23 protein-coding genes and 1 riboswitch are annotated in these 23,343 nt (G+C 36.5%); of the genes, 13 read left to right on the forward strand and 10 right to left on the reverse strand.

Annotation, left to right across the window (positions count from 1 at the left end):
• Nucleotides 1–120 precede the first annotated feature (120 nt).
• The 3 genes from DRF65_RS10215 (at nucleotide 121) to DRF65_RS10225 (ending at nucleotide 2,750) form a co-directional block, all read left to right on the forward strand.
• Nucleotides 121–516 carry a YybH family protein gene (locus DRF65_RS10215; protein WP_115970654.1) on the forward strand — a complete coding sequence of 132 codons (396 nt, stop codon included), beginning with the start codon at nucleotides 121–123 and terminating at the stop codon, nucleotides 514–516.
• Between the two features lie 227 nt (nucleotides 517–743).
• Entirely contained in the window at nucleotides 744–1,679 is a 936-nt protein-coding gene (locus tag DRF65_RS10220; protein ID WP_115970655.1) for an NAD-dependent epimerase/dehydratase family protein, read from the forward strand.
• A 159-nt stretch (nucleotides 1,680–1,838) separates the two neighbouring features.
• Complete coding sequence (locus DRF65_RS10225; protein ID WP_115970656.1) at nucleotides 1,839–2,750, forward strand: helix-turn-helix domain-containing protein; 912 nt, start codon at nucleotides 1,839–1,841, stop codon at nucleotides 2,748–2,750.
• 202 nt (nucleotides 2,751–2,952) lie between these two features.
• Here the strand turns inward: DRF65_RS10225 and DRF65_RS10230 are convergent, their stop codons facing one another.
• From DRF65_RS10230 to DRF65_RS10270, 9 genes are all read right to left on the reverse strand, one after another.
• On the reverse strand, nucleotides 2,953–3,735 hold the full coding sequence (locus DRF65_RS10230; protein WP_115970657.1) for an enoyl-CoA hydratase/isomerase family protein: 783 nt from the start codon (nucleotides 3,733–3,735) through the stop codon (nucleotides 2,953–2,955).
• A 44-nt stretch (nucleotides 3,736–3,779) separates the two neighbouring features.
• Nucleotides 3,780–4,682, reverse strand: coding sequence for a 3-hydroxyisobutyrate dehydrogenase (gene mmsB, locus DRF65_RS10235; protein ID WP_115970658.1), 903 nt, complete (start codon nucleotides 4,680–4,682; stop codon nucleotides 3,780–3,782).
• Between the two features lie 47 nt (nucleotides 4,683–4,729).
• Nucleotides 4,730–5,818 (reverse strand): enoyl-CoA hydratase/isomerase family protein, encoded by a 1,089-nt coding sequence (locus DRF65_RS10240; RefSeq protein ID WP_115970659.1) that lies wholly within the window; start codon nucleotides 5,816–5,818, stop codon nucleotides 4,730–4,732.
• A gap of 18 nt (nucleotides 5,819–5,836) precedes the next feature.
• Nucleotides 5,837–6,997, reverse strand: coding sequence for an acyl-CoA dehydrogenase family protein (locus DRF65_RS10245; protein WP_115970660.1), 1,161 nt, complete (start codon nucleotides 6,995–6,997; stop codon nucleotides 5,837–5,839).
• A gap of 89 nt (nucleotides 6,998–7,086) precedes the next feature.
• Complete coding sequence (locus DRF65_RS10250) at nucleotides 7,087–8,583, reverse strand: CoA-acylating methylmalonate-semialdehyde dehydrogenase (RefSeq protein ID WP_115970661.1); 1,497 nt, start codon at nucleotides 8,581–8,583, stop codon at nucleotides 7,087–7,089.
• Between the two features lie 70 nt (nucleotides 8,584–8,653).
• Complete coding sequence (locus tag DRF65_RS10255) at nucleotides 8,654–10,105, reverse strand: bifunctional 2-methylcitrate dehydratase/aconitate hydratase (protein WP_115970662.1); 1,452 nt, start codon at nucleotides 10,103–10,105, stop codon at nucleotides 8,654–8,656.
• A 36-nt stretch (nucleotides 10,106–10,141) separates the two neighbouring features.
• Entirely contained in the window at nucleotides 10,142–11,296 is a 1,155-nt protein-coding gene (prpC, locus tag DRF65_RS10260; RefSeq protein WP_115970663.1) for a bifunctional 2-methylcitrate synthase/citrate synthase, read from the reverse strand.
• Nucleotides 11,283–12,191, reverse strand: coding sequence for a methylisocitrate lyase (gene prpB / locus DRF65_RS10265; protein ID WP_115970664.1), 909 nt, complete (start codon nucleotides 12,189–12,191; stop codon nucleotides 11,283–11,285). The genes prpC and prpB overlap by 14 nt, the downstream gene beginning before the upstream one ends.
• Nucleotides 12,192–12,626: 435 nt before the next feature.
• Nucleotides 12,627–12,821: riboswitch (cobalamin riboswitch) on the reverse strand.
• A 335-nt stretch (nucleotides 12,822–13,156) separates the two neighbouring features.
• Nucleotides 13,157–14,155 carry a helix-turn-helix transcriptional regulator gene (locus tag DRF65_RS10270; protein WP_115970665.1) on the reverse strand — a complete coding sequence of 333 codons (999 nt, stop codon included), beginning with the start codon at nucleotides 14,153–14,155 and terminating at the stop codon, nucleotides 13,157–13,159.
• 172 nt (nucleotides 14,156–14,327) lie between these two features.
• Here DRF65_RS10270 and DRF65_RS10275 point away from each other — a divergent pair, with 172 nt between their 5' ends.
• The 4 genes from DRF65_RS10275 to DRF65_RS10290 all read left to right on the forward strand — a co-directional run bounded on the left by DRF65_RS10275 (nucleotide 14,328) and on the right by DRF65_RS10290 (nucleotide 16,799).
• The gene (locus DRF65_RS10275) at nucleotides 14,328–14,984 is read left to right on the forward strand and encodes a VOC family protein (RefSeq protein WP_115970666.1); all 657 of its coding nucleotides are present in this window, start codon (nucleotides 14,328–14,330) and stop codon (nucleotides 14,982–14,984) included.
• Between the two features lie 52 nt (nucleotides 14,985–15,036).
• Nucleotides 15,037–15,762 (forward strand): DUF6796 family protein, encoded by a 726-nt coding sequence (locus DRF65_RS10280; RefSeq protein ID WP_115970667.1) that lies wholly within the window; start codon nucleotides 15,037–15,039, stop codon nucleotides 15,760–15,762.
• Nucleotides 15,763–15,934: 172 nt separating this feature from the next.
• Nucleotides 15,935–16,429, forward strand: a complete 495-nt coding sequence (locus DRF65_RS10285) for a hypothetical protein (protein ID WP_123947314.1) — start codon at nucleotides 15,935–15,937, stop codon at nucleotides 16,427–16,429.
• A 100-nt stretch (nucleotides 16,430–16,529) separates the two neighbouring features.
• Nucleotides 16,530–16,799: a hypothetical protein gene (locus DRF65_RS10290; RefSeq protein WP_115970669.1), complete on the forward strand. Its 270-nt coding sequence runs from the start codon at nucleotides 16,530–16,532 to the stop codon at nucleotides 16,797–16,799.
• A gap of 144 nt (nucleotides 16,800–16,943) precedes the next feature.
• On the opposite strand, the gene DRF65_RS10295 is transcribed toward DRF65_RS10290, so the two are convergent.
• The gene (locus tag DRF65_RS10295) at nucleotides 16,944–17,474 is read right to left on the reverse strand and encodes a RidA family protein (protein WP_228438619.1); all 531 of its coding nucleotides are present in this window, start codon (nucleotides 17,472–17,474) and stop codon (nucleotides 16,944–16,946) included.
• Between the two features lie 267 nt (nucleotides 17,475–17,741).
• On the opposite strand from DRF65_RS10295, the gene DRF65_RS10300 reads away from it, so the two are divergent.
• The 6 genes from DRF65_RS10300 to DRF65_RS10325 all read left to right on the forward strand — a co-directional run bounded on the left by DRF65_RS10300 (nucleotide 17,742) and on the right by DRF65_RS10325 (nucleotide 23,324).
• Complete coding sequence (locus DRF65_RS10300; RefSeq protein WP_115970670.1) at nucleotides 17,742–18,209, forward strand: hypothetical protein; 468 nt, start codon at nucleotides 17,742–17,744, stop codon at nucleotides 18,207–18,209.
• 173 nt (nucleotides 18,210–18,382) lie between these two features.
• On the forward strand, nucleotides 18,383–18,676 hold the full coding sequence (locus tag DRF65_RS10305) for a hypothetical protein (RefSeq protein WP_123947315.1): 294 nt from the start codon (nucleotides 18,383–18,385) through the stop codon (nucleotides 18,674–18,676).
• 302 nt (nucleotides 18,677–18,978) lie between these two features.
• On the forward strand, nucleotides 18,979–19,632 hold the full coding sequence (locus DRF65_RS10310) for an ankyrin repeat domain-containing protein (protein ID WP_115970672.1): 654 nt from the start codon (nucleotides 18,979–18,981) through the stop codon (nucleotides 19,630–19,632).
• 63 nt (nucleotides 19,633–19,695) lie between these two features.
• A complete protein-coding gene (locus DRF65_RS10315) occupies nucleotides 19,696–20,514 on the forward strand; it encodes a hypothetical protein (RefSeq protein ID WP_115970673.1) in 819 nt (272 codons plus the stop codon).
• A 126-nt stretch (nucleotides 20,515–20,640) separates the two neighbouring features.
• Nucleotides 20,641–21,501 (forward strand): DUF4240 domain-containing protein, encoded by an 861-nt coding sequence (locus tag DRF65_RS10320; RefSeq protein ID WP_115970674.1) that lies wholly within the window; start codon nucleotides 20,641–20,643, stop codon nucleotides 21,499–21,501.
• A gap of 641 nt (nucleotides 21,502–22,142) precedes the next feature.
• Entirely contained in the window at nucleotides 22,143–23,324 is a 1,182-nt protein-coding gene (locus DRF65_RS10325; RefSeq protein ID WP_123947316.1) for a right-handed parallel beta-helix repeat-containing protein, read from the forward strand.
• The last annotated feature ends 19 nt before the right edge of the window (nucleotides 23,325–23,343 follow it).

Raw genomic sequence — 23,343 nt, forward strand, 5'->3', positions numbered from 1 at the left:
AACCAACTTTAAATTGTACATGTAAGCTAAATGAGAAAAGAGAGATAAAAGTGGATAGATGAAGTATTTCTTTTTCCAAATATTAAATATACTTTTGAAGAAAACTTATAATTATTGAAAATGGAAGATTTTAACAGAAAAACTCAAGCCGGAGCGGTTGCTTATTTTCGTCACTGTATAAAAAATGGAGATACAGCCGGTGCTTTGAGTTGCTTTCACTCTGAAGGAGTTTATATTGACCGTGATGGGAAAGAATTAAGAGGCCTTGAAGATATACAAGTGGCTATGGAAAATATATGCGGGCTAAAACTGAATATACAGGGAGAAACTCCACATATTACAGTGATTAATGACCTTGCGATGTGGCTCGATCGATGGGAGATGACAGGTCATACTCCTGATGGGCAACCCATAAAAATGACAGGTCATACTTCCTGTATTATGAAGAAGAGCGAAAAGGGTGATTGGCTTTGGCTCGTTGATAATCCCTTTGGTTCTGCAATTCTGAATTATTAGTTTTTTTGGCTTTGAAGATATTGAATCCGGCAGGCATCTACGATGCCTGCCGGATTTTACATTCTCCGGACTTGTATTATTTTTAAGTCAGAAATCTTATTCAAATTTCTGTAACAGAGATTCTGTTACAACTTCCCTTCATTGAGATACTCTGATCTTTTATGCTTTTCGGAACTTTGTCCTACCAAAACAACAGAATATAATATTAACCAGAAAAGTAAAACAATATGCAAACAATATTAGGAGCCAATGGACAGATTGGCGAAGAGCTGGCAAGAGAATTAAAAAGAAACTTTACTTCAGATATTCGGATTGTAAGCAGAAGCGCCCAAAAAGTAAATGATACTGATGAGGTGTTCTCTGCGGACTTATCTATCCGTGAGAAGGCTATTGAAGCGGTAAAAGGAAGTGAGATTGCTTATTTCACATTAGGTCTTCCAATAAGCTCAGACCTTTGGGAAAAACAATTTCCTTTAATTCTTCAAAATGTGATAGATGCCTGTAAGATCAACGGGACTAAGCTGGTATTCTTTGATAATACGTATATGTATCCGCAGGATGGTCGCGTTTTGAATGAAAATACAATATTTGCTCCGGTGGGAAGAAAAGGTAGAGTAAGACGGAAAATGGCAGAAATGATATTGAAAGAAATAGAATCCGGTGAGCTGGAAGCCGTCATCTGCCGTGCTCCGGAATTTTATGGCCCGGGAAAAACACAGAGTATTACGAATACATTGGTTTTTAATAATATCAAAGAAGGTAAAAAACTTAAAGTTCCATTGAGCACAAATAAGAAAAGGAGCCTTATCTGGACTCCGGATGCAAGCCGGGCAACTGCTTTAATTGGAAATACGCCTGATGCATTCGGGCAAACCTGGCATCTGCCGGTAGATAAAAGTCATCCAACCTATAAAGAATTTATACGGATTGCTTCCGGAATTTATGGTAAAGACCTGGAGTATTCAGCAATATCTAAATTCGTTTTTAAAATCGGGGCTTTATTCAATAAAAAAATAAAGGAATTATTGGAATTATTGCCAAGGTATGAACATGATAATATCTTTGATGATTCAAAGTTCAGAATACGATTTCCTCAATTTCAGGTAACCACTTATAAAGAAGGAATCAATCAGATTAAAAGTGGGCAGCTTTTAGGAAAATAATAAAATTGTAACTTAGTATGAGTTATCTTTTTAAACCACATAAGCGCATAGAAAATGCTGAAATATTAGTAGATCAAAAGTATTTTTATGAGATTTTTAGCGTCCTGTAAAGCCTAATATATCTATTTGGTTTAAAAAAATATAAATCAGAAATCAGTAATGAAAACACCCATAAAAGTTTCATCAATCAATGCCATGCATCAGGCTCTGGGATTGAAAAAGCCATCAAACCCACTGATCAGTGTATTCAGTTTTAATGATGTAAAGCTGAAGTCAGAGACTATTCTCAGTGCGGTAATAACTGATTTTTATGCTATAGCCCTTAAGAAAGACTGTGCAGGAGGAAAATTTAAATATGGCCAGCAGTATTATGACTTTGAAGAAGGGGTCATGTATTTTACCGCTCCACAGCAGGTGTTACAATTTGAAGATGTTCTTTTGAACGAAGTGGAGGGTTTTGTATTGGTGGTACATCCTGATTTTCTTCAAAGTTATTCTCTGGCATCAAAAATTAAAGACTATGGATTTTTTTCCTATACAGCCAATGAAGCCCTGTTTCTTTCTGAGAAAGAAGAAAAATCTATTATGGATATTATAGAGAATATGAGCCAGGAGATCGATGCCAATATGGATTCTTTCACACAGGATCTGCTGGTGTCAAACCTGGATCTACTTTTGAAATATTGTGACCGTTTTTATAACCGTCAATTTTTAACCCGTAAAAAGATAAATAATGACCTGCTTTCGAAGCTGGAAACGTTATTGGATGAGTATTTTAAGAATGATCAGCTGGTGGTAAATGGTATTCCCTCTGTTCATTTTGTGGCTGAAAAGCTAAATCTGAGCGCGAATTATCTGAGCGATATGCTTCGGGCACAGACAGGGCAGACTACCCAGCAGCATATTCAAAACCGATTGATCGAGAAGGCTAAAGAGCTGCTTTCTACAACAGAAATGTCTGTTTCGGAAATTGCTTACCAATTGGGATTTGAGCATCCGCAGTCCTTCCATCGCCTGTTTAAAAACCGAACTTCTTTTTCACCATTGGAGTTTAGGGCTTCTTTTAATTAAATTATTTGAACTGCAAAAGTTACAAAAGCTTTAATTTTAAACACTTTAGTTCATTTAAGAGAGTTATAGTAATGTCGCATAAAAGTACACTTTAGAAGAAAAAAGATGATTTTCAAAAGCTTAAGTGTACTTTATATAGGTGAAGATTTTAGTTTTAAATAATTTTAACATTTAACACTTTTGTGTCTTCTGTGGTTAATTATTACTTCCCTGTAAAATCAGGATTTCTTTTTTCTATAAATGCTCCGATTCCTTCATGATGATCCTGAGTGTCAAATAATTCACCAAATAAAACAGCTTCCTGCTTCAGACCATCTGTGATATGCAGCTCAAAACCTGTATTCAATGATTGTTTTGCTTTGGCTACTGCTACAGGACCTCTTAAGGCAATGGTTTCGGCTAATTTCTGAGCTTCATTCCATAATTCTTCCGGAGCAGTGACACGGTTTACAAAACCAAATTCTTTACAGGCTTCTGCAGAATAAAATTCTCCTGAAAATACCATTTCTCTGGCTTTGTATAACCCAATAGCTCTTGGAAGTCTTTGTGTTCCGCCAAAGCAAGGTAATAATCCCAATGTAACCTCCGGTAATCCGAGTTTTGCTTTCTCACTAGCCAGGATAATGTCACATGAAAGTGCCAGCTCACAACCACCACCTAATGCAAAACCATTCACAGCTGCTATCACAGCAAACGGTAATGTCTCAATAGCGTTAAATGCAGATTGTGCCATTCCTGAAAATTCTTCTGCTTCTCTTGGGGTCATTCCCTGCATGGCTTTAATATCTGCACCGGCTACAAAAGCCTTTTCACCGGAACCTGTGATGATTAAAACCCGGATGTCTTTATTCAATCTGATTTGATCTGCAAATGATTTCAGTTCCTGTAAGACTGTCGTGTTCAGGGAATTTAATGCTTTCGGACGGTTAACTGTCAGTGTTCCTATATGTCCATGTTGCTGGAATAATAATGTTTCGAAATTCATTGTATCTGGTTTTAGTTGATAGGAGAAATTTGCTTGAAGTGGAATTAGTTTCCATTCTCAGCTTTTAATTTCCCATTTAATAATTGGATAATGCTGGAAAAATCTATGGCTCCATTCCCGGATTCACTCCACATTCTGTATAAATTTAAAGCGGCGTTTCCCAGTGGAGTAGAGGTTTTTGTTTCCAATCCTGCTTCTGCTGCCAATCCTAAATCTTTGGTCATCAGATCTACAGCAAAACCTCCAGAATATTCTCTTGATGCCGGCGCATTTTCCAGGACTCCCGGATAAGGATTATATACTTCCAGTGACCAGTTTCTGCCGGAGCTTTTCTGCATGATTTCACTTAACGTTTTTGGGTCCAATCCATGGCGGGTTCCCAGATTAATAGCTTCAGAAGTTCCGATCATGTGAATGGCCAGCAACATATTATTACAGATCTTGGCAACCTGGCCGGCACCGGAATCCCCTGCATGGAATATGTTTTGGCCCATACATTTTAATATCGGTCTTGCCTTTTCATAATCTTCGGTTTTGCCGCCTACGATAAAGGTTAAAGTTCCGGCCTGGGCCCCGCTTGTTCCTCCGGAAACAGGTGCATCTATCATTTTACAGCCTTTTGAAGCCGCTAGCTGAGCCACGGCACGGGCGGTAACTGCATCAATGGTACTGCTGTCAATCAGTAATGTATTGGGTTTTAAATTACTGATAAACTCTTCAGAATATAATTCAGCAACATGCTTACCTGAAGGCAGCATTGAGATGACTACATCTGCATTTTTAGAAGCTTCTGAAGCGGAAACGGAAGTCTGCCCACCTGCGGAAACCAAAGCTCCCAAAGCTGTATCTGAAAGGTCAAATCCAGTAACGTTATGACCTTTTTTTATTAAATTGGCCGCCATAGGCCCGCCCATATTTCCTAATCCTATAAATGCTATATTTGGCATGATTGTTTTTTAAAAGGTTATAAAAATTGATTAATTGTAACTGGAGGTTAAAAATTTACTTTCCATTCTCCAATGATCCATTTAAAATAAGAGTCTATCCATTCTCCGGTAATATCATCAAGGGTTGCCGGATGCCACTTTGGAGAGTGATCCTTATCTACCAATAAAGCCCTTACTCCTTCAGCAAAATCAGGATGAACACAGCATTGGCAGGATAGATTAAGTTCAGACTGAAAAACTTCTTCCAGATTCAAATTTTTACCCTGCTGCAGCTGCCTGAAAATAATATGGGCAGAACTTGGTGAACCAACCTCAAAACTTTTAATTCCTGTATTGATCCAGTCATCTTTTTCAGGATAACTGATTAATATTTCCCTGAACTGTTCCAGAGTATCTGCTTTTTCAAATTGCTGTATAAATGTCTGATGAGTGGCTGCCTGAGATTCCGGAATGCACATGTCTTTAGATATACTTTCTAAAATGCGAGTAACGGTTTTATGAGGGTTTTCTTTCCAGTTAGCCTGTTCCAATGCATTCAGAATCATTTCTTTTGAAGAAGACGGTATATAATAATCTGCTAATCCCAGAAACTGACAGTCTGCTCCATCTAATCTTGCTCCGGTTAATCCCAGATAAATCCCATAGGCAGAAGGTGTTTTATTCAGAAACCAGGTTCCGCCTACATCAGGGTATAAACCAATGGTAATTTCAGGCATTGCCAGTTTGCTTTTTTCCGTAACGATACGGTGTGATGCTCCGGCCATAATACCAATACCACCACCCATCACAATGCCGTGTCCCCAAACGATAATAGGTTTAGGATAAGTATGAATGGTATAATCTACCTGATATTCCAAAGAAAAAAAATCAAAACAGTCCTGCGGGATTTGAGTAGGGTCTATTGCTTTTTGTGCAATAATAGCATCGTGTAATTGTCTCACATCACCCCCGGCACATAAGGCTTTTTCCCCTGCTCCCTGAAGAAATATACAGGCTATGTTTTCGGATGTTTTCCATTCTTCCAAAACAGCTGCTAATTCTCTGATCATAGGTAATGACAGAGCATTCAGTGTTTTCTCTGAATTCAGAGTAATAATTCCGGTTTTGTTTTTTATTTCTGTAAGTATTAAACTCATGATGTTGATTGTTTTGAATTAACGGATCTGTAAGGTAGCACCTTCTTCGAGAATTTTTCTTGAAATTACAAGTTTCATAATTTCATTGGTTCCTTCTACTACCTGATGTACTCTTGCGTCACGCATTAAACGTTCTACAGGAAAGTCCTGAGTGCAGCCATAGCCCCCCAGTATCTGTAACGCTTCATTACAGATATTGAAACACAAATCGGTGGCCAGTCGTTTAGCCATTGCACAGTAAGTGGTAGCATTCTGATCCTTGGAGTCCAGTTTGAAAGCGGCAAGATGTACCATTTGACGGGCTGCTACCAATTCTGTTGCCATATCTGCAATTTTAAACTGAAGAGACTGAAACTGTGCCAGTGATTTTCCAAACTGCTGTCTTTCGTGCATATAATGCTGAGCCTGATTGATAGATCCCTGTGCCGCTCCTACTGAGCAGGTTGCAATATTGATACGGCCGCCATCCAAACCTTTCAGAGCAATTTTAAATCCTTCTCCTAAGGTTCCTAAAAGGCATTTTTTATCTACTTCTACGTGATCCAGAAAGACAAAGCGGGTAGGCTGGGTATTCCAGCCCAGTTTTTTTTCCTTCTCCCCAAAGCTGATTCCCGGAGTTTGAGCCGGCACTACAAAAGCACTGATTCCTTTGGCTCCGGAGTTTTCTGTACGTGCCATTACAATAAGAATATCACTTTCACCAGCTCCTGAAATAAAAGCTTTTGTGCCATTAATAATATACTTATTTTCCTTCCTGACAGCGGTGGTCTTCAGCCCTGCAGCATCTGACCCGGAACCTGGCTCAGTAAGGCAATAGGATCCTAATAACATTCCTGATGCTAACTGAGGGCATAGTTCTTTTCTGATTTCATCGTTTCCAAATTCATCAATCATCCAGGAAACCATATTGTGTATGGTAATATAAGCAGTAGTGGAAGGGCAGGCTGCTGCCAGTTCTTCAAATATGATGGCAGCATCCAATCTGGATAAACCTAACCCTCCGGCAGCTTCACTTGTATATACGCCACAAAATCCCAATTCACCGGCTTTAGCTATGGCTTCTCGTGGGAATATTTTTTGAGCATCCCATTCTGAAGCGTAGGGAGCGAGTTCTTTTTCAGCAAACTTTCTTGCAGCATCCTGAAATGCCAATTGTTCTTCACTTAGGTTAAATTCCATAGTTTTTAAATTGAAAGTTGAGCATTAAGAATGGAAAGCCTGATCCCTGTAAATATGAATATATTCACTTTTTTCAGCCTTTCATTCAATTATTTTAAACTGATAGTCATATTTACATTTCCTCCGGGAACATCTTCTTCAAACCAACGGGCTGTAATTGTTTTTGTTTCGGTATAAAACTTTACGCCTTGTTTTCCGTAAGAATGCAGATCGCCAAAGAAAGATTTTCTCCATCCTGTAAAAGAGAAGAATGGTAATGGAACCGGAATAGGAAGATTGACCCCAATTTGTCCCACTTCAATTTCATGCTGGAATTTTCTGGCTGCAGCACCCGAGTTGGTGAAAATAGAAGTTCCGTTTCCGTAAGGATTGTTATTGATAATCTGAATTGCCTCATCCAGTGTTTCTGCTTTTAATAAAAGTAAAGCGGGGCCAAAGATTTCTTCCTTGTAAATATCCATCTCTACAGATACATTATTGAATAGAGTAGGCCCTACAAAATATCCGTTTTCATACCCGTCTACTTTACAATTACTTCCGTCTAGCAGCACTTCAGCTCCCTGATCATAGGCACTTTTGATTAATCTTAAAACTTTCTCTTTAGACTGTTTATTGATTAAAGGGCCAAATGCGGCAGATTCATCAGACCATACTCCAGGTTTGATGGTACTTAAAGCAGTTTTGATATCTTCCACCCAGTTTTGAGCTTCGCCCACTAAAACGGCAACACTGATGGCCATACAACGCTGGCCGGCTGCTCCACAAGATGCACCTACCAAATTATTGATCACTTGTCCCTTGTTGGCATCCGGCATAACAACCATGTGGTTCTTTGCTCCTCCGAATGCCTGAACTCTTTTCAGGTTATCTGTTCCTGTACGGTAAACATGTTCAGCAACCGGTACAGAACCTACAAATGAAATAGCTTTGATCTCAGGATGATTCAGGATATGATTCACCTGATCTTTGGAACCATGAATAATATTCAGAACTCCTTTTGGAAAGCCTGCTTCTAAGAATAGTTCGGCCATTTTCACAGAGGTCATCGGGGTCTGCTCAGATGGTTTTAAGATAAAGGTATTCCCACAGGCAATCGCCATTGGAAACATCCATAAAGGAATCATCGCAGGAAAGTTGAAGGGTGTAATTCCCGCACAAACTCCAAGAGGCTGAATATAGCTGTAGGTATCTACTCCACGGGCTACATTTTCTACAGTTTCTCCCATCATCAGGGTTGGAATATTGCAGGCATGTTCTACCACTTCAATACCACGCCATACATCGCCCATAGCATCAGCGAAGGTCTTTCCGTTTTCTTTGGATAGGATTTCGGCGATTTCTTTTTGATGTTCTTTTAAGAGGTGCTGGTATTTCAGAAATAATCTTGCTCTTTCCGGAGTGGCTACCTCTTTCCATGTTTTGAATGCTTCTGTGGCTGCTTCAATAGCCTGATCTATTTCAGACAATAGAGTTAAAGGGACTTCGGCGAGAATTTCCTGGGAAGCAGGATTTTCTACAGGAAGATGTTCATGCGCTTTACTTTCAATAAATGCTCCATTGATTAATATTTTTACTTTTTGTGACATAGTTTTGGGGTTGAAAGTTGAGAGGAAAAGCTGAAAGCAATTTTATGAATTACTTTCAGCCTGTATAAGGTTATATAATCAGTAAATCAACAAATTCATTGACATTAAGGTTGATCAGCGTTTCATAATCCAATGAATTTTCCAACACTGTTTTTTGTTGTTTTTCAGGGAAGATACGGGCTAAATTAATTTTGTATTTCTTAATCAGTTCCGGAATTCCTTCGTCTCTTCTTCGTTGGTGTCCGATAGGGTATTCTACTACAACTTCGTCAAGAATAGTTCCGTCATTCAGTTCTACAGTCATGGCATTTGCGATAGAACGTTTTTCCGGATCATGGTAATCTGCAGTAAACTGTATGTCTTCAATGCATTCGATTTTATCACGAAGAACATCAATTCTTGGATCTGAAGCGATATTATCTTCATAATCTGCCGCAGTTAATCTGCCGTAAATGAATGGTACAGCCACCATGTACTGAATACAGTGATCGCGGTCTGCCGGATTATTTAAAGGTCCTTTTTTATCAATGATACGGATGGCTGCTTCATGCGTACGTATGGTAACTTTTTTGATATCATCTGTAGTTTTTCCAAGGTCTTTCAGAGTGGTATGCAGAGTCATTGCCGCTTCTACAGCTGTTTGAGAGTGGAATTCTGCCGGAAATGAGATTTTAAACAGTACATTTTCCATGACATAAGAACCGTAGTCTCTCTGGAATTTGAATTCATTTCCTTTGAAAGAAACATCATAAAATCCCCAAGTTTTTGCAGTTAATACCGATGGATAGCCCATTTCTCCTGTTTTAGCAATCAGTGCTAAACGTACTGCTCTGGATGTTGCATCTCCTGCAGCCCAGGACTTATGGGAACCTGTATTGGGTGCATGACGGTATGTTCTTAAAGACTGCCCATCTACAAAAGCCAATGATACAGCATTGATGATCTCATCACGGGTTAAACCGATAAGCTTTCCGACAACAGCGGTAGAAGCCAGTTTTACCAATAATACGTGATCTAAACCTACTTTATTAAAAGAATTTTCCAATGCCATTACTCCCTGAATTTCATGGGCCATAATCATGGCTTCCAAAACCTGCTTCATTTTTAAAGGTGCTTTTCCTTCTGCAATATGGGTTCTTGATAACCAGTCTGCTGTGGCTAAAATTCCGCCGAGGTTGTCTGATGGATGTCCCCATTCTGCAGCCAGCCATGTATCATTGAAATCCAACCAACGGATAATGGCTCCAATATTGAACGCTGCCTGAACAGGATCCAGCTGAAACTGTGTCCCCGGAACTTTTGCCCCGTTTGGAACCACAGTTCCTTTTACTACAGGACCTAAAAGTTTTGTACATACAGGGTAAGTTAATGCTTCCAGTCCACATCCGATGGTGTCCAGAAGACAGTAATGGGCTGTTTTCCAGGCCAGATCATTTTTGATTTCATAGTTCAATACATAATCTGCAATATCTGTTAATACTTTATCCGGTTGGGGTCTTTCATTTGAAATGTGTGATGACATCTTTATTTTATAATTTAGTTATTAATTGTGATATGTTTATTTTCTGTCTTGTAGAGAGATGAATTCCTTATTTTCAGGACCTGTGTAGTTAGCACTTGGACGAATGATTTTTCCATCCTGTCTCTGTTCAATGATGTGAGCGCTCCATCCTGTAACTCTCGAGATGACGAAGAGTGGCGTAAACATCAGGGTAGGTACTCCCATTAAATGATAGGATACGGCTGAGAACCAATCCAGATTCGGAAACATTTTCTTTTCTTCCCACATGATGGTTTCCAGTCTTTCAGCGATATTGTAAAGCAGCATATCTCCGGCTTCCTCAGATAGTTCCTTAGCTACTTTTTTAATCACTACGTTTCTAGGATCTGAAATCGTGTAAACCGGATGTCCGAATCCGATGATCACTTCTTTGTTGACAATGCGCTGACGGATATCTGCTTCTGCTTCATCTGGCGAATTGTATCGGCTTTGGATTTCAAATGCCACTTCATTGGCACCACCATGTTTAGGACCTCTTAAAGCACCAATGGCTCCTGTAATAGCTGAATAAATATCTGAACCTGTTCCTGCGATCACACGGCTAGTGAATGTAGAAGCGTTAAATTCATGTTCGGCGTAAAGATTTAACGAGATCTGCATGGCTCTTACCCATGAATCAGAAGGTTTTTTTCCATGTAATAAATGAAGAAAATGGCCTCCAATCGTATCGTCATCTGTTTCTACATGAATCTCTTTTCCATTATGGGTATAGTGATACCAGTATAATAAACCCGAACTGAATGATGCCAGTAATTTATCTGCAATATCCCTCGCTCCGGCAATATTATGATCATCTTTTTCCGGTTGAATACTGCCAATAGCGGATACCATGGATCTCATTACATCCATCGGATGTGCCGCTGCCGGAATACTCTTTAAAATATTTCTTACAGAATGGGGTAACCCTCTTAAAGACTTTAATTTAGCTTTGTAATTTTTCAATTGAGCTCCGGTAGGCAGCTGACCATAGATCAAAAGGTAAGCTACTTCTTCAAACTCCGCTTTTTCAGCCAGATCCAGGATGTCATATCCTCTGTAGTGGAGGTCATTTCCACTTTTTCCTACGCTGCAAAGCGCTGTATTGCCTGCTGCTACTCCAGAAAGGGCAACGCTTTTCTTAGGCTTGAATGTTGGTTCGCTATTCGTTGACATTACTATTTTGTTTAAAAAGGTTATCTAATTTTTGCTCATAATCATGGTATCCAATGCTTTGATAGAGTTCTTCTCTGGTCTGCATAGTGTCTAATACATGGGCCTGGGTTCCGTCTTTGCGGATGTGTTCATACACATTCAGGGCCGCTTTATTGGCTGCACGGAAAGCTGAAAGAGGGTAAAGTATCAATCCTACGCCTGCATCTTTTAGTTCATCAACCGTATACATATCAATCATTCCAAATTCTGTGATGTTGGCCAATACAGGGATTCCCGCTGCATCAAAGAATTTTTGATAAAAACTTAGATCAGGAACTGCTTCGGCAAAAATAAAATCAGCACCGGCTTCCTTATAGGCAATGGCTCTTTCAAGAGTTTTTTCCAGCCCTTCATTGGCAAAAGCATCCGTTCTGGCTCCGATTACAAAACTTTCATCTGTACGGGCATCCGCGGCAGCTTTCAGGCGGTCTACCATTTCATCTTTGCTTACGAGTTCTTTTCCCGGACGATGGCCACAACGTTTTGCTCCTACCTGATCTTCGATATGTAAAGCTGCTGCACCTGCTTTAATCAATGACTTTACAGTTCGTGCAACATTGAATGCTGATGGACCAAATCCTGTATCCACATCTACCAATAAAGGCAAATCACAGACATTGGTAATTCTTTGAATATCAATCAGTACATCTTCCAGTGTGGTGATTCCCAAATCAGGAATTCCTAAAGATCCGGCAGCAACGCCGCCGCCTGAAAGATAAATGGCATTGAATCCGGCTTGTTTGGCCAATAATGCGTGGTTGGCATTGATGGCCCCGACAATCTGAAGAGGACTTTCTTTTTGCATAGCCTCCCGGAATTGAGCCCCGGGAGACTTCCAGTTTTCATTTTTAGTCATTGTAATATTTATGGTTTAGTTGAATTTTGTTTGTAGAAGAATAGCAATAATGCTTTAATTGCAGGGAAATAAAAAGAGAATCTTGGGCAGCACTTCGATGTGCTGCCAACAGACAGAAAGTCTGTGTGTTTTTTAGGAAACAGTCTTTCAGGATCTTGACAGATCTGTTGGGTGTGTAGGCATTATCGAAATGGGTTAGGTACATTTTTTACTTTTTACATGCATTAAACGCTATAAAAAGTTCCTGCAGACTTCACAATGCTTTGTGAGGAAGGAAAATTACGGAAAGGGGACACGGATGAGCGGTAGATTCATAGAAGAACCTGTTGTTCTGCTATTATCTATCTCAAAAAATAATACGAGTTGATAAACTATTTTATCATATCATTATCCATACCGTATCATACCTGACTATAAGCTTCAAACCGCGAAAGCATCGTCAATTCGAAATAGGCAGGTCTCCTGACTTGTAACAGTTTTTATCATCCTTCCCATATACCGGAGCATACAGTGGATATGAATTTGATAAAAACCTTTTTGTTGTTACTTACAGTTGCGCGACAGTTCGTGATTTGCACACGATTCCCTTTTAATACACAGCTAAGTGTTACCAATTTCGGTTGATAAAGAAGGTGTTAAGAACTCCTTGATGGTAAATATAGACATTTTATGAAAACGACAAAATATTTTATGCAAACAATAATTAATTGAATGTAATTTGTTGATAGCGTTTTGATTACGAAATGTGTCTTTTGGTTTTTTTAAAATAATATCTGGAATTTGTCCGGTTTTTTCATTGCCAAATTGTTAACAAATAAGATAGAATTTTAAATTGATTTAAATAAAAGGTGTGTTTTTGTAGTAACTTTTCATATTTAAAAACAGAAAGAAAATACTGAATAAGTTCAAAGCTTCAAAATTGGAGTTAATTTCTAAAATACTGCATTTAAAATATAAGAAAAAATTTAGCGGCTGATTCCGTTTCCGTACTTAAACTGGCTTGGAATGACGTTATATTTTCTCTTAAATGCTGCTGAAAAATGTCTGGAATTTTTATATCCAATCACCTCAGAAATTTCATTAATACTTAAATCACCTTCAATAAGCATTTTTTTTGCCTGTTCCATCTTTATGTCATTCCAGAAGCTGAATACTGTGGTTCCAAATAGTTCCTTAAATCCTTTTTTTAAAGTAAATTCATTGGTTCCTACCTGATGGGCAAGGTCTATTAATGAACAGTTTTCATTGAGATTATTGACAATAAAATCTCTCACCGCATAGATCTTATCTTCATCTTTTTTCAGAAGTGATGAGGGTGAAGAAGTAGTATTAAAAAGCTGTTCCAGTTGTAAAAGAAGAAGTTCAGCCACCTTGGCTTCAAGGTAGATTCTTTTAAAAATACCTTTTCTGTCGCAGTGAATGATGTCGTTCAGAACCTGGTACATTTCCAGGCTGATCCGGCAATGGTCCGGATTGATAAGACATGAATGCTGTTTCTCAATAGCATTTCTGAAAGTATTGAATAGTTCAGAGTCTTCAGGAAGGAATTTCTTAAAAAAATCCGGGGCTAAATTAACTTCCAGGATCTGCATTTCATGACCGTCGAATTCCATCTGGCCACTCATCTGATGGGCATAAATTATATTATGCTGATAACTTTCAAAACAAACTTTATTGTTGAAATTCTCTGAAAGAGCAGCGCTTTTTCCTTTTAACGAAAAATGCATTTCAACGCTATCAAAATCGGCCTCAAAGTATAGCAATACTTTATTTTGAAGAGAAACATTTCCAAAGCCAATATGAACATTCTCAAAGCAGATCTCATGATAAAAACCATTTCCATAAGGAGGTTTCAGATGGGTAATACACTCTCTGATTTCGCCATCGTTCTGGTAATAGGCATTGGGATATTTTTTTTCCACCAATGTTCCTCCAATTTTATCATCGTAGACCCGTAATGCCATTATTATTTTATTATGATTAGAATTCTCCTTTTTGCGGACTTTTTACTCCCTTTTGCGTACCTGTGTGCCCCAATTTTCATCTTAGTTTTGCACAAAGATAAATAATTATTTAGAATGATTCTTAATAATAAACTTAGTTTTATCTATTAAAATCAAATAAAAAATAATAGAAATGAAGAATAATGTACAACTAAGTCATGTATTGTATCGGGTGCAGGATTTACATATTGCGGTAAAAAAGCTACAGGATGCAGGCTTTATTGTTGAATATGGAGCATACCCTGATAAGGCTTATAATGCTTTGATATGGTTTGAGAAAGGCATCTTTATCGAAATTTACCATAATTCCGGACTTCCTGTTTATATAAAATGGATGATGAAGGTCTTTGGGTATCAATCGGTTTTAGAACGGATGAGGCAATGGGAAGATATAGAGGAAGGCTGGTGTGAATGGTCTCTGGAGTCTGCATTGGAAAACCTGAATTCAGAGAAACAGTTTTTCGAAAGTGAAAATACAGAGTTCAGGTTTCATAAGGCTAAAAGAAAAGATGGAGATGGAAATAAACTTAAATGGGAACTTCTGATGCCTGATGATATTGATTTTCCTTTTGTAATGTCTGCCTATGTTCCTAATCCCAGGCCCAAAGAAATTAATCATCCCAACGGGATTGTAGTAGTGAAAAATATTAAGGTAGGCACTGATCGTCTGAATACTCAGGTATTAAACCGGTTGCTCACCAATCAGGAAGGGTTAGAACTTATACAAGGGAAAGGGTTACAGACTGTAGAATTCATCAATTCTGATTTGAAAATTGAAAATATATTATAACCCCTGATTTCTTAGAATCAAAAATTATTAAAAATTATTTAAAGAACGAAATATGAACTACTCAAATAAAATAAACTGGTCTTTTGTTGCTGCAATAATGGTATCCATATGTTGGATTATCGGAGATATTTTTGTCGCAGGATTTGATCCTAATCCTGAAGATTATCCATTGTTTTCAAAGATTTATGCCGATCAGGTAAATGTAGGATTTGCAACTTTGATGTTGGAAGGTACCACCCCGGGACTGATGTTTGGGGCTTTGATCGGAGCGCTCACTGGACCTCTACTGCTTCCTGCAAGCTGGCTGGTTTTCCAGTTTTTTAAAGATACCAAAACCTGGTATTCGGTGGCTGTTTACTGGATTTTATTAGCAGGGGCTGTTTTGTCTCCTTTAGGCCACGCCGGATTCTTTTATGTGGGGGAAATCTATAAGGCAATCTATCATACCGATCCGGTGGCTCATCCATACCTTTTAGAAACGGGGCGAGAATTTATGAAAATGCTTAACATAGCCTGGGGAGCAGCCATTGGAGTATTAGCTATCGGATGGATTTCATTTGCGGTATGTATCCTTTTGAAGAAAACTTTGCTTCCAAGATGGATGGCTTTATTGACCCCATTTGTGCTGACCTTATTTATTATTCCAATAAAGGGAATGCTGCCACTGCCTTATTCAGGCTGGGTTGGGGGAGCGATATTCAATATTGCCTATCTGGTATTCTTCGGCTCATTATTGATCCTTTTCAGAAAGAAACTTAATAGAGAACTACAGAACTAATAGCTATCTATATATACTACACCACGAATTGGACACTTTTTAGGGCTCAATTTTTATGTATATGCCTTTATTTCTTGTCGTTCTGTATTTTTAATGATACTTTTAAAGAATGGTCTCATTGTTTAGTTTATTTTAATATGTATTAATCGTGAGATTACCAAATCAATATAACATGAAAAAGAAGATACCGTCAGTGATTAAAACGAAGTATTGTATTTTAGGCAAGCTGTTGATTATTATATTGTTGGTGTTTGTTTCCTGTAAAAAAAATAAGAGCAAAACAGATGACAATCCTATGGTACATACTGAAACCATTCAATCTGTAAAAATGATCTCTGCCGGTGGAGGACTGGGGTTTTCTTCCAGCACTTTAATTGATAAAGATTCCATTCATTACCGTCGTACGGTAGCAGCTAATGAAGCCGAAAATCTGATATACAGCCGAAAAGTTAAAGCTGAGGACTGGAAGAAACTGGTTGCTACCATTGATCAGAAGCTATTCGGGGCAGTAAAAGAAGGAAAAAGTGTACAGCCTGTAGACGGAATTGACACGAAAATTATCGTCACAACGAGTGCAGGCGATATTTCTAAAATGAATGCCTATGATGATCCTGCATGGAAAAGCATTCGTGATATTATAGACCATTATAACGAATTATATAGGTAATGTTCCTGAAAAATACAGTTGATGAAACAGAATATATTATATTTGATATTCTGACAATGAAAAACTGAAATGTCACTTTCTTTGCTTACAAAATATACATATGTCTACATCAAAATTAAGCCTGTTTGCTACCCTTACTCATATTATTTTATTAGTGATACTCATGAAGTATGATGAGGTATTGTTTACTCATGATTGGGAAAACCCTGTCATGTTCCTGATTGTTGGAGTTGTAATTTTAGCTTTGATACTAGCCATTGCATCAAGAAAAACGAAATTGGGAGCTGTATTGATGATCACTAATGGCATTTATACATTGATCTGTCTTTTTATGCTGTATTTTGCTTTGAGTTACACTTTTAAAGTATAAAATATATAAGCGGGCTGAAGATAAGTTTATAAATCAATCCCTGCTCTCCAAACTAAGGAGGCAGGGACTGCCGTTTTCTCAATGAAAAAAATTGACTACATGGTTTTAAATTCAAACAACTCCTAGGCCTGGTAAGACTATTATTTATAAAGGCATAAAAGCTATTGCATCCACTTCTATCATCATACCATCCAATGCTAATTTGGGAACAGGAATTAAAGTGCTGGCAGGAAACTTATTGTTTTTCCATACTTTATGCATTTCTTCAGTCCAGATTTTAAGTTTCTCCTGATCGTGATCAACAATGAGTATGGTGACTTTAAGGACATCGTCAGGCTTCAGATTATATTCTTTAAGCACTGTTTCCAGGTTTTTCAAAGCGAATTGAACTTGTTTCCTAAAATCTTCCGAGAGATGGTGATGTAGGCCTTCACCACCGCTTTGTCCTGATATAAATACATATTTTCCGTTCCCTACGCCGCTTGTTGCGTGTGAAAAAGCAAAAGGAGTAGGGTCAAATAGAGTTTCCGGATTTTTAGACTCGATGTTTGTCATATTTTTTTGTTTGTTGGTTGTATCATTGTTAGTTTGTAAACAGCTTGAAAATAACAATATAAAAATAAATGAAGCCAGAAGAAGCTTCCCTTTATAGATGATGTTTTTAGAATGAATCATGATTGGTAAGGTTTAAATTAATGAAGCAAAGGTAATCTCAATCATTTTTCAAAACGTTTAAATATGTTGAGAGAATTCAATAATATAATTCATAAGGTGATTAAAGATAAAGCAATAGAGACTATCGGTCATTTATACAGTTCTCCGGTGAGGCAGACGACAGTAAAGCCTGAAAATTTGTATAGATGATGCTTGAGTCAGCACGTTAAGTTCCGAATTTAGCCAAATTTACATGGGGAATTCCTAAATTGCCGGAATAAAACTAAAATGGCCATAGGGATAACACAAATAGATTTAAATAAATCTAAATCAGGATTTTATTACAATAATACACAGGCATTGATTGATCAATATTTGTTGGGAAATCATTCTTTAGAGACAGTTAGCGCATTAATAAAAGAACTTATAGACGACGAACTTCCATTTTTTGCAGAAGAGGAATTTCCTTATACAGAATTAACCAGATGCGATTATACTGTTATCTCTGAAGTTACTTTTAATAAACTGCAACATAATAAAATATTACCTTCTATGCTGAACTATTCTTCGGCTATGTATGTAAATTTTAAATATGAAAATAATGAATTCATACATCCGGAGGGAGAACAGAATTATTTACATTCAAATATGCCTGGTATGGTTTATTTCCAAAATAACATCGTTACATTTTTTATTCTTGATGAAGATGGCGATGCTTATTTTTCATACTCTTTGAACTCTCATGATGTAAAATAGAAAAACAATGATAGGTAAATGTGTAGACCCGGAAACCAGGCAGGATATGCGTGAAGCAGAATCTATTCCCTGTTTAATAAAATTATCTTAGACTACGATGATTACTTATTATATTTTTAAATGGTATCCGGATGATGGTCATGCCTTTCAAATAGGTTAAAAAATATAAATAAATGAGGACAGAAATTTTAAAATTAAATGGCATTTTTAATATGTCTTTTGATAAAACATTTTTCACTGGTGAGTCGGAAGATATTAATCATTTTATTATTGGTAAATCAAAATGGGATATTTTTATTAATGATGTTTATTTTGATACGATTGAATTTGAGAATGAAAATCAACCACTCATTAAATCTGGTGATATTGAAACCAAAAACAGATCTTTTTCTTATAATGGCATTTTTAATAAGGAATTATTAGATTTTAAAGATCAAAATATAATATTGAAATTAAAAGAGAATTAAAATATTTTAGGATGGAAATCTTTTATAAAGTAATCAAATGGCTTTTATTTTTTTAATGATAAATTAGCCCGCAACTTTAAGTATGGATCTGAAGCAGGTAACTCTGCGAAATTTTCATATTAAAAACAGAAACCAGAATCATGACAGACTTTATAAGGAAACTGGAAAAAGAATGTAAGACCCAAATTATCAATTCCAGGGAACATATCTGGGAAAACTATTATGATGTGGATAAAGATGGGAATATTAAAACATGATATTTAAAAGAGGTTAATTTAATAAGAATTAAAAAAACAAAAGCTATGGCAAATCATGATGAAATCATAAACATAATATTAAATAAAGATATTGAAGCTTTAAAAAAATGGATACATAATGGAGGTGATGCGAAAACCATCATTGAACACCCAGTTTCTAATGAGAGCCTTATCAATTATATCATAGATGAAATTGAAGACGAGGAATACGAAGGAGTCGAGGATGGAGAGAATACATATCTGCAGATGTTAGAATTTTTAATTGAAAATGGAGCTGACGTAAATTACTGTTATGAAGCATACAACGCTCCTGTTTTTCAGGCAATTTCTTTAAAAAGTCTAAAAGTACTGAAGTTGCTTTTGGAAAATGGAGCAAATGTACATCTTGTTGGGGAAGAGAGAGATACACCTTTAACAAGGGCTGCTTTAGATAACAATCTGGAGCTCATAAAATTAATATTGCCTTATTCAAATAATGATTTTATTAATCGATCGGGAACCTTTCATGCAAAAACACCTTTGGGATTGGCCTTTCATTATGGAAATTTAGAAATGATAGAACTACTGTTGCAATACAAAGCTGACCCTTTTGTAAATGATGGAGAAGGTTATTTAACCATTGAAAATATTCCGAAAGATATAGATGAGGACCTTAAAAAACAGATTTTTGATCTTATTGAGAAATATAAAGCAAAGTGAAAATATTGGAATTTTCAAACTAACTAAAGATAGACGAAAGGATAACCGCAGATACTATTTACGATGAGTGATCATAAAATAAATAATACAAGCGAGTATTGGAAAGAAATGGATTTTGATGTTTCTACTTATACTATAAATTGGGACACCGAAAAAGCCAAACGATATTTGGAAGAAAATGAGGCAGATTTTATATGTCAATATGTTCTGTTGGCTAATAAATATGGTATTTTATTGCCCCATAATATTAAAGTGAGCGATTGTCTTAGGGAAGATGTATTAAAGCTTATCAGAACAGACCAAACTATATATACTGAGGATTGGGCCGTTTTCAGAATTAATAAGCTTTATGCGCATAACAAAAAACTATTATATCATTCCCATATATACACTCAAAGAGATTCAATCATCCAATTAGAAGAAATTGTAAATGCAGATCTGTTAATAACCTATCATGATGTTGTATGTAACAATGACGATAGTACTTATGCAGAGCCGGTTACCTTATTATTCTTTAAAAATTATTTTTATATCACATTTGAGGCAGATACTTTTTTTGAAGTATTATCAAATAGAAACGCAAATTTCGGTGTAGATAATTCAGAAACAGCGTATTTAAATACCCCAAGATTCAATAGTTTTTTGAGAGATTTTATCATACTGTGTTTTGAGTATGGTGCCACCGATTTTGATTTTGAAAAGCTGGGATATGAAAATTTTTCCGAACAGGGAATCCTATTCGGAAATGAAGTAGTTTATTATGAAGATATCTATGATCTGTTACCAGAAGAGCATAAGTATAAAGCATTTGAGGAAATACAGGTTGTTTTGGATGAAACTCATTACAAGAGATATCTGGAAGATAAAAAAGAAACAAAATAAATCACTCTGCCTAAATCAGGAAGACCACAATATCATGAGGAAACTAAAGCGGCCTAAAATAGCCAGATTCTTTGTTTTTTTCGTAGTTTAACCTTTTAAATAGATCAATCACATTGTATATGCTTTATGAAAAGGAATTTTATCAATCAAAATGGAGTCTCTGATAAGTTTTGGAATATCGAATATTGGGGGAAAACACAGAAAATAGTGTTTGGAAAAACGGGAACCCAGGGCCGAGAAACCATTAAAGAATTTGAAGATGAAGTAGAGTGTACCAAAGAGTCTGAAAAACTGATTGGACAGAAAATCAAAAAAGGATACACCGAAATCCTTGAAAATGATAAAATCCCGCAGAAAACAGAACTTTCCGAAACTGAAAAAGCAGATATTTATTTCTGGGAAGCCATCGAAAAATCCAATAAATACAAAAAAGCCCACTGGAGCGAATATGATATAGATGAACATCTGGAGAATTTAACAGTCTATCTTTCCAGATTCGGAAAAGAAAGACTGATCCTTTTTGAAAAGACCCTTCAGGAAAAACTGAGTGAACTTTATACTGCTGAAATTGCTGAACTTTCCATCATCCTTGAATCTGATTTCAAAACTGAAAATGGAAACTATATTTTTGACGGATATCTTTCTGATGACGGATTCATTTATTTCCGTTGTTGGCTACTACTAAAAGGAAAAGAGTTTTTTCAAGATATTAAGCAAGATATACAGGCATTTGTCAGCGGGAAATATAGCTTTAATATTGGGGATTGTTGGGCAGAAGGGTTATTATATGTATCTGATGAGGCATATTCAGAAAACCATGACAATGAAGATGAATCAGAAATAAGAGACACCGTTGACGAGCTTTATCCGGAAAATCATTATGACAGCATGAATCGCAATATGAACCGTGAACCGAAGAATGGTGTTGATCTCCAAAAGATGTACCCGAAACTGGTAAAAGAAATAGGTGAATTAAGGAGTACATAAATTAGCTCTGAATCAATACAATCTAAACATAAAAAAGGGCAGGCATCTCAGATGTCTGCTCTTTTTTTATGTATATCTGCTACAACCAAAAACAGATCACTACAAAAACAGAAACAAACAGGACATAGGAAATCTTGATAAATAGCGGTTATGTTATATTCATAGTGAATTATTATTAATTTTTTCATTATCTATTTCATGATCCATAATAAAAATATACTTTTGCAGTCAACAACATAAAATTATTGTAAATGATAATGTTGTTTTCTGAAAAAACTAAAAACTAAACCTGAAAACTAATTATACCATGAATGAACTATACTACACTGTATTTATTTTTATCAATACATCAAACTAATTGTTTTCCAGTGATCTAAAGCAATATTGAATCCTCAGAGTTTCCCCAAAAGCAACAAGTCATATCAATGATTGGAGGAACCTTATGTCATTTATGATGTATTACTATTTACTCAACGAAAAAACTATCAAAATCAATGCTTATTCATTGATTAAAACTCTTATGCATTAATCTTTATGCTTAGCAAATGACAAACTGAAAATTGCTGGTGCTTTGCTCTAAAGAAATGTTAAAAAAACAAAGACTATAATTTAATATTAAACCAACTAATTTTTATACTATTATGACAAAAAAACTACTAATCATTGCCTTCGCAGGCTTATCAAGCACTATGGCTTTTGCAGCCGATTTATATGTTAGAAATGGCGGAACTGGTGGAGCTTATTCTACGGTAGGTGCAGCGATCACTGCAGCTTCAGATGGAGACAGAATCATCATTCAGCCCAAAACAAATGGAACGGCTTACGTAGAAAACCTGACCATCAACAAATCGTTAACCTTTGTTTCCGAGACGAATTATAACAAATATTTTATTCAGGGAACCATTACCATCAATCCGGCTGCAGGAAGAGTGATAACAATCAGCAATTTGACTTCAGGGAACTATACAATCAATGATGTAACGGTTAACGGACCATCATCTGGAGGAAGAACTACCCTCAATCTTTTAAACTGTGATTTGAATAATGTATATGCTCATCAATCCAATGTTACCACAAACATTTCAGGTTGTATTGTTGGGGGAATTCTTACCTTTTCCCATGGAATAGCTACAGCTAACAAAGCTCAATTTATTAGTGTCCGCTCTAACACCCAAGACACTTCTATAGCTTCATCGGATGTTGAGGTCTACGGAAATATCGTCGAGAATGTGTTAACCCATACACAATCTACTTATAATTTTAAATTTCACAATAATTTTTGCGCACGTATAGCTGTTCATGCTATTAAAACAGGAGGTTCTAATGAAATCATTAATAATACAATCTATGATACAAGTGCTGGTGATTTGGCTCCTTTTTATATCAGTTATAATAATAATACAATCACAGGAGATATTGCTATTATGAATAATGCTGTTTCTTTTGTGGTAGGCCAAACCAATGCCTGTATTCAAAACAACAGTAATAATATTAATGTAACAGCCAGTTACAATGTATTTACCAATCCATTTGTAACTCAGGGTAATATTACTCAAAATAACAATTCAGGATCTGTTAATATGAATTTTAACAATACAACCTATACTGTAACAGGTATGAATGTAAATGCAGGAAATCCTGATGTAAAATATACAGATTTAGACCTAACCAGGAATGATGCAGGACATTATGGAGGTTCTAACAGCTGGGCTAATTATTGGCCTGCAAATGTTGGTAATAAACCTCAGGTAAATTATTTGGCCACTCCAAGAACTATTTCAGGAGGTACTTTGAATATCAACGGATCAGGTTTTTCTAAATAATTACTAATGATATAACAAA

This window comes from Chryseobacterium pennae, from assembly GCF_003385515.1.
Classification (GTDB): domain Bacteria; phylum Bacteroidota; class Bacteroidia; order Flavobacteriales; family Weeksellaceae; genus Chryseobacterium; species Chryseobacterium pennae.

Bases quoted from the DNA above. Each gene is read 5' to 3' on its own strand.
- DRF65_RS10255 (WP_115970662.1), bottom strand. From the start codon at position 10,105: ATGTCATCACACATTTCAAATGAAAGACCCCAACCGGATAAAGTATTA.
- DRF65_RS10245 (WP_115970660.1), bottom strand. From the start codon at position 6,997: ATGGAATTTAACCTAAGTGAAGAACAATTGGCATTTCAGGATGCTGCA.
- DRF65_RS10280 (WP_115970667.1), top strand. From the start codon at position 15,037: ATGAACTACTCAAATAAAATAAACTGGTCTTTTGTTGCTGCAATAATG.
- DRF65_RS10315 (WP_115970673.1), top strand. From the start codon at position 19,696: ATGAGTGATCATAAAATAAATAATACAAGCGAGTATTGGAAAGAAATG.
- DRF65_RS10285 (WP_123947314.1), top strand. From the start codon at position 15,935: ATGAAAAAGAAGATACCGTCAGTGATTAAAACGAAGTATTGTATTTTA.
- DRF65_RS10230 (WP_115970657.1), bottom strand. From the start codon at position 3,735: ATGAATTTCGAAACATTATTATTCCAGCAACATGGACATATAGGAACA.
- DRF65_RS10320 (WP_115970674.1), top strand. From the start codon at position 20,641: ATGAAAAGGAATTTTATCAATCAAAATGGAGTCTCTGATAAGTTTTGG.
- prpB (WP_115970664.1), bottom strand. From the start codon at position 12,191: ATGACTAAAAATGAAAACTGGAAGTCTCCCGGGGCTCAATTCCGGGAG.
- DRF65_RS10240 (WP_115970659.1), bottom strand. From the start codon at position 5,818: ATGAGTTTAATACTTACAGAAATAAAAAACAAAACCGGAATTATTACT.
- DRF65_RS10225 (WP_115970656.1), top strand. From the start codon at position 1,839: ATGAAAACACCCATAAAAGTTTCATCAATCAATGCCATGCATCAGGCT.
- prpC (WP_115970663.1), bottom strand. From the start codon at position 11,296: ATGTCAACGAATAGCGAACCAACATTCAAGCCTAAGAAAAGCGTTGCC.
- DRF65_RS10325 (WP_123947316.1), top strand. From the start codon at position 22,143: ATGACAAAAAAACTACTAATCATTGCCTTCGCAGGCTTATCAAGCACT.
- DRF65_RS10300 (WP_115970670.1), top strand. From the start codon at position 17,742: ATGGCCATAGGGATAACACAAATAGATTTAAATAAATCTAAATCAGGA.
- DRF65_RS10305 (WP_123947315.1), top strand. From the start codon at position 18,383: ATGAGGACAGAAATTTTAAAATTAAATGGCATTTTTAATATGTCTTTT.
- DRF65_RS10270 (WP_115970665.1), bottom strand. From the start codon at position 14,155: ATGGCATTACGGGTCTACGATGATAAAATTGGAGGAACATTGGTGGAA.
- DRF65_RS10310 (WP_115970672.1), top strand. From the start codon at position 18,979: ATGGCAAATCATGATGAAATCATAAACATAATATTAAATAAAGATATT.
- DRF65_RS10295 (WP_228438619.1), bottom strand. From the start codon at position 17,474: ATGATTCATTCTAAAAACATCATCTATAAAGGGAAGCTTCTTCTGGCT.
- DRF65_RS10250 (WP_115970661.1), bottom strand. From the start codon at position 8,583: ATGTCACAAAAAGTAAAAATATTAATCAATGGAGCATTTATTGAAAGT.
- DRF65_RS10275 (WP_115970666.1), top strand. From the start codon at position 14,328: ATGAAGAATAATGTACAACTAAGTCATGTATTGTATCGGGTGCAGGAT.
- DRF65_RS10220 (WP_115970655.1), top strand. From the start codon at position 744: ATGCAAACAATATTAGGAGCCAATGGACAGATTGGCGAAGAGCTGGCA.
- DRF65_RS10290 (WP_115970669.1), top strand. From the start codon at position 16,530: ATGTCTACATCAAAATTAAGCCTGTTTGCTACCCTTACTCATATTATT.
- DRF65_RS10215 (WP_115970654.1), top strand. From the start codon at position 121: ATGGAAGATTTTAACAGAAAAACTCAAGCCGGAGCGGTTGCTTATTTT.
- mmsB (WP_115970658.1), bottom strand. From the start codon at position 4,682: ATGCCAAATATAGCATTTATAGGATTAGGAAATATGGGCGGGCCTATG.